Here is a 13,042-nt window from a genome sequence, read left to right as displayed (position 1 = left end):
CGGTTGCGAGGACGGTGAACGATCGGCGCCACCCCTCCGTATCCGTAGCTGCGATGGACGCAGCCGCGACCCGGATCCGATGCGAGAGGGCCTTTTATGTACGACGCCGCCGACGCCGACGCTCCGCACCCGCTCCGGACCGCCGGCCGCCCCCCGCGCCGCCATGGCCCGCGCGCGGTGGCGGTCGCGGCGGCGGTGGGCGCGCTGCTGACCGTCGCCGGATGCGGCGGTGGGGACGGTAAGCCGGACGCCAAGGCGGAGACCGGGGGGAACGCCGCCCGGCCGAGCGCGAGCCCCGCGCCCAAGGCCGCGCGGGTCGAGCAGCTCGCCTCGGCCGCCGGCTGCGAGCCGGAGTTCACCACCAAGGTGGACGACTACCGCCAGGCCGTGTGCAAGACCGCCAAGGGCAAGTTCGTCTTCCTCGACTTCGTCACCGCCAAGGGCCGGCGCGACTGGCTGGAGACCGCGCAGATGTACGGCGGGGTCTATCTGGTCGGCAACCGCTGGGTGCTGTCGTCCTCGCCCAGGAAGAACATGGAGAGGCTCCGGGACGAGTTCGGCGGCACCATCGAGGAGGAGACCTCCTACGGGGGCGCCTCCCGCACCCCCGAGTGATCACCTGCCCATCACTCGCCACCGATCCCGTGTCCGGCGGCTCCTTTCCCTCCCCGCCCCTTCCCGCGGCATCGATGTGCGGCTCCGCCGCGTGGAGGGGCGTCGCCCCTGGACCCCGGGGCGTCGCCGAGCCGACCGTCGCCGCCGTGAACACCCGCACCGGCGGGCTGATCGCGGTCGGCACGCCGACGCGGCGGATGACCGGGCGGACGCCCGCGCACATCCGGGGCGCCCGGCCCGGGGTCTGGGGCGGAGCCCCAGTTGAGGGAAGGGGCGGCGAGGGGAGCACCCGCCGCAGGCGCCACGACCCGCCGGACACCCCCCTAAACGTCGGCGAGCGCCCGCAGCGTGGCCGCCTCCCGCGGCAGCAGCCGCTCGTCGTCCTCCGGCACGAACTCCAGCAGGACATCCAGCGGCTGACCGCCGGACACCGCGGCGCGGTGCGTGCGCAGCCGCTCGAAGACGCTGCGCCACAGCGGGGCGCGGGCGGTCAGCGGCAGCCGGGTGGTCCCGGGCCACCAGGAGAAGGCGTGCACCGCGGCGATCCGGTCCCCCAGCGCGTCCAGCCCCTTCAGCGCCTCGGCGTCGGGCATGTCGACGGGCGGCTGCCAGTAGGTGGCGACCTCGGCGCGGTCCACCTCGTCCAGCAGCCGGAGGGTGTGGTCCGCGCCGTCGGTCAGGGTGTTGCGGTGGAATTCGTAGGCGAGTTCCACCCCCGCGTCCGCGGCGAGCGCGGCGGCGCGCCGGGTGTCCTCGACGACCGCGCGGCGCCCCTCGGGCGGGGTCTCCCGGGTGCCGGTGGCGCCCGCCCAGAGCCGGATGCGCGGGGCGCCGAGCGCCACGGCGGAGCGCAGCACCGCGTCGAACTCCTCCGGGTCGCCGCGCCCGGCGCGGTAGTAGGAGCCGTACGAGGCGACGGCGAGCCCGGCGGCCACGGTGGCGTCGCGGACCCGCCGGGCGGTGTCCTCGTCGCCGGGCGGCACATGGACGTCACCGCCCCATTCGACGCACTCCAGGCCCGCTCCGGCCACGGCGGCGATCACCCGGTCCGGGTCGAGCCGGCGCAGCGTCACCGAGCAGATGCCGAGCCGCGTCATGCGCCCGCCTCCGTGACGGTGGGCGCGTCGCCCGCGCCGAAGTCCACCACGACGCCTTGGCCGTCCGGCAGCCGTACGGTGACCGCGAGCCCGTTCACCTCGGCGGTGGCGAGATCGGCCAGCGGGGCCGGGTCGCGTTCGCCGGTGAGCGAGGCCAGTGCGACGAAGAGGGTGCCGGCGGGGTCCTCGCCGACGCTGCCGGTGAGTTCGGGGACCAGAGCCCACGGCCCGTACGCGGTGCCCTGCGGCGCCCTGACCGCGGTGGCGCTCTGCCAGCCGTGCAGTCCGAGGAGCTGACCGGTCACCTCCTCCCCGTCCAGCCGTATCCCGGCGCCCTGTTCGGTCTCCGCCGGAGTGCCCGGGGGCAGCGCGACGGCCCAACCGCTGTGGTGGATCCGGGTCCCGGCGGGGACGCCCACGGCGCGGTGGACGCGCACTTCGAGCCGGCCGCGGACCAGGGTCAGGCTGTCGACGCGAATCGAGGGCACCTTGGGGCCGGCGTCGGGGAAGGCGGGAGTGTGGGAGGAGGCGAGCCAGTCGGGGCCCGCGGCCAGGGGGTGGATGCGCAGCCGGGCGCTGCGCACTCCGCGCACCTCGATGGCGATGTGGTTGTCGGGGGTGTTGTCCGCGCTGGTGGGCCCGGTGCGGGTGGAGTAGGCGAGCCGGGCGTAGAGCGGGTCGGCGGGCCCGTGCTCGGCCTCCCAGGGGCGGAGCTTGTAGCTGCCGTGGTTGTGCAGCCGCACCAGCCCGTCCCGGCCCGTGGTCTGGACGAGGAACCCGGCGGCGGGCAGCGCCAGCGCCCGGTCCGGCCCCTCGACGGGCGCGGCCTCCTCGGTGGCGGTCCACACCGGGTGGTCGGGCGGGAGCAGCAGGGCGAGGAACCCCTTGGAGGCCCAGTAGGGCGAGCCGGGCCCGGAGTAGCGCTGCAGGGTCGCGGCGTGCGGCCCGTACCAGCCCAGGCTCAGCACCCCGTCCTCGGTCAGCGCCCCGCGGTCCAGGAAGTGGCGCAGCGCTCCGCTGAGAACGCGGCGGGTGGCCCCGGGGGCGAGGGGGGTGTGGCCGGTGAGGGCGCCGAGGGCCACCGAGGCGACGGCGGCGAACCGGTAGGTGAGGGAGCGGCCGTGGTGGATGGGGGCGCCGTCGGCGTCGAAGAGCAGTGAGAAGCCCTCGAGGAAGGTGCGCAGCCGGGGGCCGAGCCGGTCCAGCAGCGCTTCGTCGCCGGCCAGATGGGCGTGGAGCAGCGGGTACATGTGCAGCGCCCAGCCGTTGTAGTGGTCGAACGACCGCCCGTCCCCGTCGGAGTACCAGCCCTGGCCCTCGTACCAGCCCTCCAGGAGGCCGAGCCCCCGCTCGATGGCGCGCGCCGTCTCCGCGTCACCGCGTCCGACGGACTCCAGAAAACCGGCGACGGTGAGGGGGAAGAGATACCAGTTGTTGGGGGCGGGCTGGTGGCGCAGCGCACCGCGCAGCCACTCCTCGGTGCGGTCCTGGGCGTCGGAGGGCAGGGCCTCCCAGGTCCACGGCGCGGTCAGCCGCAGGCCCAGGGCCACGGACGCGGACTCCACCATGGGCTGGCCGTGGGCGCCGTGATGGCCGATCACCGGCCAGGACTCGGCGTCGTCGCGCCCGGGGGTGAGGGTGCCGCGGGCGATGCCTTCGGTGTAGCGCTCCAGGAAGCCGTGCTGGTCCTTGCCCGAGGCCCCGGCGGTGCGGAAGGCGGCGAGGAGGAAGGTGCGGGCGAACCCTTCGAGCCCGTCGGAGCGCACCCCGGACCTCGACGGGGGGCCGGGCAGATCGATCAGGCCCTGGCCGGGGGTGGCGTAGCGGAGGGCGGCGTGCAGCATCCCGTCCGCGGCGGCCTCCCAGTGGGCGCGGGTGTAGCCGGTGTGGGGGCTGAGGGTGCGGTCGTCGGCGGGGAGGAGGAAGGGGAGCTCGGGCATGGCGGGGTGGGCCTCCTGGGGTCGCGGGACGTGAGAGGGCGCGCCCTCTTACGCCGAGCGGTCGAGGATCTCCGGTCGTACGGGGTGGGCGAAGTCGCGGCCGGTGACGTAGTTCTCGATCTCGCCGATGGCGAGGTCGGCCAGGCGGCGCAGCTCACCGCTCTTGGATCCGGCGATATGCGGGGTGATCAGCGCGTTGTCGCAGTCGTACAGCGGTGAGGCGGCGGGCAGCACCTCCGGCACGGTGACATCGAGGACGGCGCGGATCCGCCCGGCCACCAGCTCCTCGGTGAGCGCGTCCTGGTCCACCACCGCCCCGCGCGCGGTGTTGATGAGCGTGGCGCCGTCCGGCATGGCGGCCAGCAGCTCCCGGCTGACCAGCCCCTGGGTGGCGGGCAGCAGGGGGGTGTGGACGCTGATGACATCGCTGCCGGCGAAGAGTTCCCGCAGGCCGACCTGGAGCGCGCCGAGTTCCTCCGCCTCCTGAGCCGTGACATACGGGTCGTACAGCCGCAGGTCGAGGTCGTACGGGCGCAGCAGCTCGATCACCCGGCGGCCGATGACGGAGGCGCTGAGGATGCCCACTGTCCGGCGGTAGTTGCCGGCGTCCGGATAGCGCTCGTTCCAGTCGATCGTGCGCCGCTCGGCGCGGTAGTCCCGGGCGATGTCCAGGATGCGCTTGTTGGACAGCAGGATCATGGCGACGGTGTATTCGGCGACGGGTACGGCGTTGGCCGCGGCCGCCGAGGAGACCGCGATGCCGCGCTCCCAGCAGGCGTCGGTGATGTGGTGGCGCACGGTGCCCGCGGTGTGGACGACGGCGCGCAGCCGGGGCGCGGCGTCGAGCACGCGGCGGTCCAGGGGCGGGCAGCCCCAGCCGGTGACCAGCAGTTCGGCATCGGCGAGGGCACGGCGCGCGGCCGGGGTGGTGAAGTCGTCGAGGACGAGGCCGGGGTCGAGGTCGAGGAGTTCGGTGAGCCGGCCCAGGCTTCCGGATCCGAGCACCTGCCGGGCGGAGCGCTCGGCCATGGCCAGGGCGGCTCGGGGGCGGTGGCGGGCGGAGAGGTGCGGGTCGGTCACTTGACGCTCCCTGCGGTCAGTCCGGACTTCCAGTAGCGCTGCAGCATCACGAACGCCACGATCAGCGGCACGACGGCGAGCAGTGAGCCGATGACCACGAGGGGGTAGTACTCGGGCGAGACGGTGGCGGCGCTGTTCCAGGTGTAGAGGCCGAGGCTGAGCGGATACAGGTGCTGGTCGGAGAGCATCACCATCGGAAGGAAGAAGTTGTTCCAGATGGCCGTGAGCTGAAAGAGGAAGACGGTCACGAACCCGGGCCCGAGCATCCGCAGGCTGACCCGCACATAGGTCTGCAGTTCGCCCGCGCCGTCGACCCGGGACGCCTCCAGCACCTCGTTGGGCACATAGCCGCTGCTGAGCAGGCGGGCGAGGTAGACGCCGAAGGGGTTGAAGAGCACCGGGATGAAGACCGACCAGAAGGTGTTGACCATGCCGATGTTGGAGGCCACCAGGTAGAGCGGGAGGGCCAGCACGGTCGGCGGCACCATGACGCCGGTGAGCACGAGGCCGAACAGCTTCTCCTTGTGACGGAACTCGTACTTGTCGAAGGCGTAGCCCGCGGCGACGCTGATGAGCGAGCCGACCAGGGCGCCGACGACCGCGTACAGCAGGCTGTTGACGTACCACTCGCCGTAGAGCCCGCCGTCCATGGAGAACAGGTCGGAGAGGTTGCGCCCGAAGGAGAAGTCGCCGAAGGAGAGGATGTCGCTGCCGAAGAGGGCGTCGGCGTTCTTGGTGGACGCCAGCAGCAGCCACAGCGCGGGCAGCATGGTGTAGAGGGCGGCGATCAGGACCACCGCGTTGGCGATGCCACGGCTGGTCAGCCTGGAGCGCCCGAAGGGCTTGCCGAGCGGTCTGGCCGGCGGTCCCTGGGGGGCGTTCACGGGGGTGGTGGGTGTGGTCGTGGTCATCACGCTCTCCGTTCCCGGCGGCCCGACCAGCGCGTCACGGCGTACGACAGGACACAGGTGACGATCAGAAGAATGATGGAGGCCGCGGAGGCGAGTCCGTAGTTGTTGCGGCGGAAGGCCGCGTCGTAGATGTACATGTTCGGGGTGAAGCGGGAGTTGACCATCGGGGTGGCCTGGTTCATCAGCATGGGTTCGGTGAACAACTGGAGCGCGGCGATCAGGGAGAACATGCACACCATGACGAGGGAGCCCCTGATGATGGGCACCTTGACCTGGAGCGCGGTGCGGATGCCCCCGGCGCCGTCGATGGTCGCCGCCTCGATCACCTCACGCGGCAGCGCCTGGAGCGCGGCATAGAAGATGATCATGTTGTAGCCGAGCCCGCTCCACAGGGCGATATTGACGATCGACGGGAGCACGGTGTGCAGACCGAGGAAGTCGATGGTGATATCGGCCTGGGCGAAGAGCTTGATGACCGGGCTGAGCCCCGGGGTGTAGAGGTACAGCCAGATGACGGCCGCGATGATGCCGGGCACGGCGTGCGGCAGATAGACCAGCATCTGCGCGGTCCGCCGCATCCGGACGAGGCCCGAGTCGAGCAGCAGGGCGAGCGCGAGCGCACTGATGACCACGAGCGGGACGAAGATCACGCAGTAGAGGGCGATGGTGCCGAACCCGGAGAGGAAGCTCGGGTCCTGCAGCACCGAGAGGTAGCTGCGCAATCCGGTGAAGACGGTGCGTCCGCCGCCGAAGCCGAGTCCCTCGTGGTCCTCGGAGAAGAGGCTGAGGTAGATGGCGTAGCCGACGGGGACCAGGAACACGGCGACGAGCAGCGCCGTGAAGGGCGTCAGCAGAACGGCGGCGGCGACCCTCTGCTGGCGTCGTCCGGTTCTGCGGGGCGGGTCGGGGGCGGCCGCCGATGGCGGTGCCGCCCCTTTCGAGGACATGACAGTGCTCACGGATTACCTCGGCTCAGGCGGGAAGAGGTGCGGCTCGGGATGAGAAGGAGAGATGAGGGGGTTCAGCGGGTGGTGACCGACAGGCCGAGGCTCTTCAGATCGGGCATCGTCCGGCTCTGGGCGTCGCGCAGGGCTTTGAGGATGTCGCCGCTGCCGGCCCCCGCCTTCGCGAGCCCGTCGTCACCGGAGCTGGTGGTCGAGGTCATCCGCGGGCCCCACTTCCAGGTGGGCGCGATCCGCTCGGCCTCCTTCTGGAAGAGACCGAAGATGTCCTGGCCGGAGTAGTAGCTGGTGTCCATCTCCTTACGGGCGACCGGCACCAGGCTGGGCACGGACGGGAAAGCGCTGCTGACCCCGCTGGCGAGCTTGGCCTTCAGGGCGCCGGGGCTGGTCACCATCCAGGAGATGAACTCCATGGCCTCCTTGGGGTGCCGGCTGTCCTTGGTGACCATGAAGGTCGAACCGCCCTGGGTACTCACCTTGGGTTTCGCCGGATCCCACTGCGGCATCGGCGCGATGGCCCATTTGCCCTTGCCGTCGGGGGTGGACGCCATCATCGAGCCCGCGGCCCAGGCGCCCGCCAGATAGCCGGCCGTCTCCCCGCTGCGCAGATGGGCCCGCCACTGCTGACTGGCCCCGGGCTCCACCCGCACCAGGTCGTCGTCCATCAGCCGCTGCCAGTAGCCGGCGACCTTACGGGTGGGGGCGTCGTCCATGGAGATCTGCCAGGTGTCCCCGACGGTGTCGTACCACTTCGCCCCGGCCTGCCAGGCATAGCCCGCCATGTAGAGGGTGCCGCCGGTGGTGAAGAGGCTCGCGATACGGGACCGGGGCTGGGCCTGCTTGAGCTTGCGGGCCGAACTCTCGAACTCCGCCCAGGTCTTGGGGACCGGGATGTGGTTCTTGGCGAAGATGTCCTTGCGGTACAGGAAGACCATCGGCTCGATGTCCACCGGGACGGCGTAGGTGCGCCCGTCGAAGGTGGTGAGGTCCAGCGCCTGCGGCAGGATCTTCTTGCGGACCGAGTCGGGCATCAGCCTGGTGATGTCCCGGGGCACGCCGTCGATGGTGAAACCGGGGAGCTGGGGGTATTCGATGGTGGCGACGTCGGGGGAGTTGCCCGCGCGGGCGGCGTTGCTGAGCTTGGTCCAGCCGCCCTGCTCCCCGGAGGGGACCTGCTGGAATTCGACTTTGATGTTGTCGTGGGTGCGGTTGAACTCGTCGACGACTTCCTGACTGCCGCGCAGCGCCGACCAGAAGGTCAGCCGTACGGGACCGTCGCCGACGGTGTCGGATCCGCGACTTGTCGAGCAACCCGCGCAGCCCGCCAGAACGAGGGCGAGCAGCGTGAGCAGTGCGGTGGTGCCCGCCGTCGCCCGGCGTCCGGTTGCCGAGCGACCTGGGCGTCTATGACCAGGCATGGGCCCTCCCCTGATTCAGCGGTGGAGTCAGGGGAATCTTGAGCGCTTGACTGAAAAGCCGTCAATACATCGAACAGAAGAAACTAAAGCGGTCAAACAATCAGAGAAGTGGGGCGGTGGAATCCCGGACCACCAGCTCCGCCAGCAGCTCCAGATGGCGGGCGGCGCCGGCCCACCGCCCGGCCCGCGTCCGCTCCAACTGGCGGGTCAGCAGCTCCAGCGCGGCCTGTCCGACCTCTCCCTTGGGCGGGGCCACGGCCGTCAGCGCGATCTGCCCCATGTCGGCCACCACATCGTTGTACGCGACCACCGAGCAGTCGCGCGGCACCTCGACACCCGCCTCACGCAGCCGCTGGACCAGCACCAGCGCGTCCATGTCGCCGTGGATCAGCGCGGCGGTGGCCCCGGCGCGGCGCACCGCGTCGGCCAGGTCGGCCGCCCCCGCGTCGCGCGGGCGCGGATCGGGTCCGGCGGTGCGCGAACTGAGCATCACCGGGCACCCCTCACGGATGCCACGGGCCGCGGTCTGCGCGGCGAACTCCGACCGGATCACCCGTGCGGTGGGGCTGTCGTCGCGCGCCGCCAGCACGATGCGCCGATGCCCCAGCGAGGTCAGGTGCTCGAGCGCCAGATGCACTCCGTGGGCGTGGTCCGAGCGCACACAGTCCAGGCCGTAGATGGCGCTGCCCCGGTGGGGCCGGCGCTCCACCAGCACCACGGGGAGCTCCAGGGCGCCGAGCCACGCGTGGTCCGCCCGCTCCTCCGCCTCGGTGCGCCAGCGCGGTGAGAGCAGCAGGCCGCGTGCGCCCGCGTCCAGCGCCTGGCGGACCGCGCGCTCGGTGCCGCGCTCGTCCGCGGCGATGTGCAGCGCGAGCCGCAGCCCGGCCTTCTCGGCGGCCTCGCGAGCCGCCTGGACGGCCTCGGTGAGATAGGTGTTGCGCTCGGGGACCACCATGCCGATGGTGTCGCCGGTGGCGGTGGACTCCTGGGCCATCGGCCGCAGCGAGCGCGCCACCCCGTGGCCGCGGCGCACCTCCCCGCGCTGGGCCAGGTCCTCCACGTCCCGCCGTACGGTGACGACGGACACCGCCAGCTCATCCGCGAGATCGGTGATCCGCGCGCTGCCCCGGGCCTCCACCAGCGCCGCGATCCGTGCCTGCCGCTTCCGCGCCGTCTCCCGCATGTTCCCCACCCCTGACGCGATCGGCTTTCGTCTGCACTCGAAACACCGCCATAGTAGCGATCATTCGATCAGACAGCAGTCGGCGGGTGTCCGGAGGTGGTCAGCACTCGGTGACGCCACGCGCCCGCAGGGCCGTCCGCAGGGCCCGTGTCGCGTAGTACGTCCGCGATTTGACGGTTCCGGGAGGCACTCCGAGCACCCGGGCGGCCTGGCTGACACTGCGGTCCAGGCAGTGCAGATGCAGCAGCACCTCTCTTTGCGGAGGCGCCAGGTCCGCCATCGCGTCCCACACCAGTTGGGCGGTGAGCGCTTGATCGACCGCGTCCGGCGCGGCCAGCAGTGCCATCTCCGCCTCCCCGGCCGTCTCCACCGGCCACTCCGCCTGGTCCCGGTGGCCATCGGTCACCAGGTCGCTGACCACGGTGAACAGCCGGTTACGGACGGTGTCGTCCATGGGGCCGACGTCCATGGGGCGCTGCCAGGCGTGGATCGCCACCTCCTGCACGATGTCCTGTGCCCGGTGCCAGTCCCCGCCCAGCATCCGGGCCGCCAGGCGGTGCAGTGCCGAGCCGTGTCGTCGGTACAGCGTCCTTAAGAAGGTGTCGGCGTCGGTCGTGACGGTCGCCGTGCGGATGTCCATCGTCTCGTTCCCCCGAGGCTCATGTGTCAATGGCGCGAGCGTAAAAGAAAGCCGACGCCGATTGAGTGACGAAAGTCTGACGTCGCATGGCGGCCGGAAGAACGCGGTGCCCGAAACGGGCTCGACTAAGATCCCTAGTTGTGCGATTTACGGTGGTAGGCCCGGTCAGGGCGTGGCGTGATGAGGTCGAACTGGAGCTGGGTCCGCCCAAACAGCGAGCGCTGCTCGCACTGCTACTGGTGCGGGCGGGACAGCCCGTGGCGCTCAGCGAAATCGTCGACGTGCTCTGGGCGCAGGATCCGCCGAGCACCGCGGTGAATGTGGTGCACCGCCATGTGGGCTCGGTGCGCCGGCTGCTGGAACCCGGTCTGCCGACGCGGGCGGAGGGCAGCCGGCTGGTGCGCAGCTCGGGCGGCTACCGGCTGAACGCCGACGCGGACGCGCTGGATCTGCTGCGCTTCCGGGAGCTGAGCGAATCGGCGCGGCGCACCGCCGCCGCGGGCGGCCCGGAGCGGGCGGCCGAGCTCTTCTCACAGGCGCTGGCCCTGTGGCAGGGGCCGACCGCCACCGGGGTCCCCTCCGACATCCAGTCCCATCCCGTCTTCTCCGGTGTCGACCGGGAACTTCTGGCCGTCGCCAAGGAGGCCGCCACGACGGCACTGGCCTCCGAGGTCCCGGAGCAACTTCCCACCGTGCTCCAGCAGTTCGCCGCCCGCCATGCGCTGGACGAGACTCTGCAGGCCCAGCTCATCCGGGTGCTCGCCGCCACCGGACGGCGGGCCGAGGCGCTGGAGGTCTTCTCGGCCGCGCGGAACCGGCTGGCCGATGAGCTCGGCGTACCGCCCGGCCGCGAACTGCGCGCCGCCCATCGCGAGGTGGTGCCCCGGTCGACCCCGGCCCCCGCCGAGCCGGTCCAGCCGGCTCCTGCGGCGGCGCCGCCCGTCCCGGCGATCCGCCCGGCGCAGCTCCCGCCCGACCTGCCCGCGTTCAGCGGACGCCATGCCGAGCTCGCCGGTGTCCATACTCTGCTGCCCGAGGGCGCCGAGGCCGGATCACCGGGTCCGGTGGTGATCAGCGCGATCGACGGGATGGCCGGGATCGGCAAGACCACGCTGGCCGTGCACTGGTCCCATCGGATCGCCCACCGCTTTCCGGACGGGCAGCTCTACGCCAATCTGCGCGGCTTCGATCCGACCGGTTCGATGATGTCGCCGAACGAGGCGCTGCGGGCGTTCCTCCACGCACTGGGGATTCCGCCGAACCGGGTGCCCACGGGTCTGGACGCCAAGACCGCGCTGTACCGCAGTCTGCTGGCGGGGCGGCGGATGCTGATCCTGCTGGACAATGTGGTGGACTCCCAGCACGTCCGGCCGCTGCTGCCCGGCTCCTCCGGCTGTCTGACCATCGTCACCAGCCGCAATCAGCTCCACGGTCTGATAGCGAGCGAGGGGGCCCGTCCCCTTACTCTGGGGCCGCTGTCCCCGGCCGAGTCCCATGAGGCGCTGGTCCGGCGGCTGGGCACGGACCGCATCGCCGCGGAGCCGCAGGCGGTGGCGACCATCATCCGGCTGTGCGGGCGGCTGCCGCTCGCGCTGGCGGTGGTGGCCGCCCGGGCCGCGACCCGTCCGTCCTTTCCCCTTTCTTCTGTCGCCGCGGAGTTGCGCGAGAGCCAGGGAAATCTCGACGCGTTCGCGGGCGCCGATCCGAGCACGGATGCGCGGAGCGTCTTCTCCTGGTCCTATCGGGCCCTGGACCGGGAGGCCGCCCGGCTGTTCCGGCTGCTCGCCCTGCATCCGGGGCCCGAGGTCTCCGCCGCCGCGGCCGCGAGCCTGGCCGGGCTCCCGGTCCGGGTCACCCGTGCTCTGCTGACCGCGCTCACCCGCGCCCATCTGCTGGTGGAGCAGGCCCCGGGCCGCTACACCTTCCACGATCTGCTGCGGGCCTACGCCATGGAGCTGGTCCAGGACCACGACACGGACGAGATCCGCCACGACGCCCGGCACCGGATGTTCGACCACTATCTGCACACCGCGCGCACCGCCGCCACGCTGCTCGCCCCGCGCCGGACCGAACCGCTGCCGCTGTCCCCGGCCCGGCCCGATGCCGCACCCGAGCATCTCGGCGGCCAGGACCGCGCCGAGGCATGGCTCTCGGCCGAGCGGGTCGTTCTGCTGTCGGTCGTCGAGCACGCCCGCGACCACGGGTTCCCGTCCCACGCCTGGCGGTTGGCCGTGACGCTGGAGCTCTTCCTGGACCGGCGCGGCCACTGGCAGGAGCAGACCGCCATCCAGCGCACCGCGCTGGGGGCGGCCCGGGCGCTGTCCGACCGGCTCGGTCAGGCGCACAGCCACCGCACTCTGGGGTTCGCCGAGGGACGGCTGGGCCGGTACGAGGAGGGGTGCGGCCATCTGGAGCGGGCGCTGGAGCTGTTCACGGAGCTCGGCGAGGCGGGCGGAGCGGCCCGCACCCTGCGCTCCCTGGCCTTTCTGTCCAACAGCCAGAGCCGCTACCAGGAGGCGCTGGACCACTACCGGCCCGCGCTCGACCACTATCGCGCCGCGGCACACCTCAGCGGACAGGCCAGCGTGCTCAACGAGATCGGCTGGACCCATATCCTCCGCGGTGAGTACGAGCACGCGCTGGCCCACTGCCGCCAGGCGGTCGAACTGCACCGGCGGATCGGCGACTCGGCCGGCGAGGCCGCCGCGCTGGACAGCCTGGGGTACGCGTACCACCACCTCGGACGGTACGAGCCCGCCCTGACCTCGTACGGCCGGGCGCTCGCCATTTACCGCGAGATCAGCGACCGGTATCTGGAGGCCGACACACTGCACCACCAGGGGGACACCCGGCTGGCCCAGGGCGACCTGGCCACCGCGCTCACCGACTGGCGCGGGGCCCTGGGGATTCTCCAGGAGCTGAACCACCCCGACGCCCGGGTCCTCGACGGCAAACTGGGGCAGTACCGGCAGTCACCGCATCCGGCCTCGGCTCTCAGCGGATGACGGGGCCTGGTGGGCGTGGTCTTCCGCGCTGTCGTATCCACGGCGGGGCGCCTCCGGGTCGTCGGGACGGTGCTCGGCGCTCCGCTCGGGAGCGGCCGGGCACCGGGTTCTCCCTGCCGTACGTACGGGCCCGGTGAGTTGCTCAACCGGGCGGAAAAAAATTTCTCAACACCCCTGCGGATCGCGGCCGC

10 protein-coding genes are annotated in these 13,042 nt (G+C 72.0%); 2 read left to right on the top strand and 8 right to left on the bottom strand.

Translation table 11 applies throughout. From position 1 onward, the window contains the following. Positions 1 to 96 precede the first annotated feature (96 nt). On the top strand, positions 97 to 615 hold the full coding sequence (locus STRVI_RS16425) for a hypothetical protein (RefSeq protein WP_014056785.1): 519 nt from the start codon (positions 97 to 99) through the stop codon (positions 613 to 615). A 323-nt stretch (positions 616 to 938) separates the two neighbouring features. On the opposite strand, the gene STRVI_RS16420 is transcribed toward STRVI_RS16425, so the two are convergent. The 8 genes from STRVI_RS16420 to STRVI_RS16385 form a co-directional block, all read right to left on the bottom strand. Further along, the gene (locus STRVI_RS16420; RefSeq protein ID WP_014056784.1) at positions 939 to 1,712 is read right to left on the bottom strand and encodes a sugar phosphate isomerase/epimerase family protein; all 774 of its coding nucleotides are present in this window, start codon (positions 1,710 to 1,712) and stop codon (positions 939 to 941) included. Then, positions 1,709 to 3,652 (bottom strand): DUF2264 domain-containing protein, encoded by a 1,944-nt coding sequence (locus STRVI_RS16415; protein ID WP_014056783.1) that lies wholly within the window; start codon positions 3,650 to 3,652, stop codon positions 1,709 to 1,711. Before STRVI_RS16415 ends, STRVI_RS16420 begins: the two co-directional genes overlap by 4 nt. Before the next feature lie 48 nt (positions 3,653 to 3,700). Then, a complete protein-coding gene (locus STRVI_RS16410; protein ID WP_050993958.1) occupies positions 3,701 to 4,681 on the bottom strand; it encodes a hydroxyacid dehydrogenase in 981 nt (326 codons plus the stop codon). A gap of 47 nt (positions 4,682 to 4,728) precedes the next feature. Continuing rightward, on the bottom strand, positions 4,729 to 5,643 hold the full coding sequence (locus STRVI_RS16405) for a carbohydrate ABC transporter permease (RefSeq protein WP_014056781.1): 915 nt from the start codon (positions 5,641 to 5,643) through the stop codon (positions 4,729 to 4,731). Continuing rightward, positions 5,643 to 6,590, bottom strand: a complete 948-nt coding sequence (locus STRVI_RS16400) for a carbohydrate ABC transporter permease (RefSeq protein ID WP_014056780.1) — start codon at positions 6,588 to 6,590, stop codon at positions 5,643 to 5,645. The genes STRVI_RS16405 and STRVI_RS16400 overlap by 1 nt, the downstream gene beginning before the upstream one ends. A 74-nt stretch (positions 6,591 to 6,664) precedes the next feature. Continuing rightward, entirely contained in the window at positions 6,665 to 8,023 is a 1,359-nt protein-coding gene (locus STRVI_RS16395; RefSeq protein ID WP_014056779.1) for an ABC transporter substrate-binding protein, read from the bottom strand. 100 nt (positions 8,024 to 8,123) lie between these two features. Further along, the gene (locus STRVI_RS16390; protein ID WP_014056778.1) at positions 8,124 to 9,206 is read right to left on the bottom strand and encodes a LacI family DNA-binding transcriptional regulator; all 1,083 of its coding nucleotides are present in this window, start codon (positions 9,204 to 9,206) and stop codon (positions 8,124 to 8,126) included. Between the two features lie 100 nt (positions 9,207 to 9,306). Then, entirely contained in the window at positions 9,307 to 9,876 is a 570-nt protein-coding gene (locus tag STRVI_RS16385) for a sigma-70 family RNA polymerase sigma factor (RefSeq protein ID WP_251982637.1), read from the bottom strand. 110 nt (positions 9,877 to 9,986) lie between these two features. Between STRVI_RS16385 and STRVI_RS16380 the strand changes: the two genes are divergently transcribed. Next, positions 9,987 to 12,851 carry an AfsR/SARP family transcriptional regulator gene (locus STRVI_RS16380; RefSeq protein WP_043236008.1) on the top strand — a complete coding sequence of 955 codons (2,865 nt, stop codon included), beginning with the start codon at positions 9,987 to 9,989 and terminating at the stop codon, positions 12,849 to 12,851. The last annotated feature ends 191 nt before the right edge of the window (positions 12,852 to 13,042 follow it).

This window comes from Streptomyces violaceusniger Tu 4113 (assembly GCF_000147815.2).
Classification (GTDB): domain Bacteria; phylum Actinomycetota; class Actinomycetes; order Streptomycetales; family Streptomycetaceae; genus Streptomyces; species Streptomyces violaceusniger_A.
This window is presented reverse-complemented; position numbering and strand designations above follow the sequence as displayed.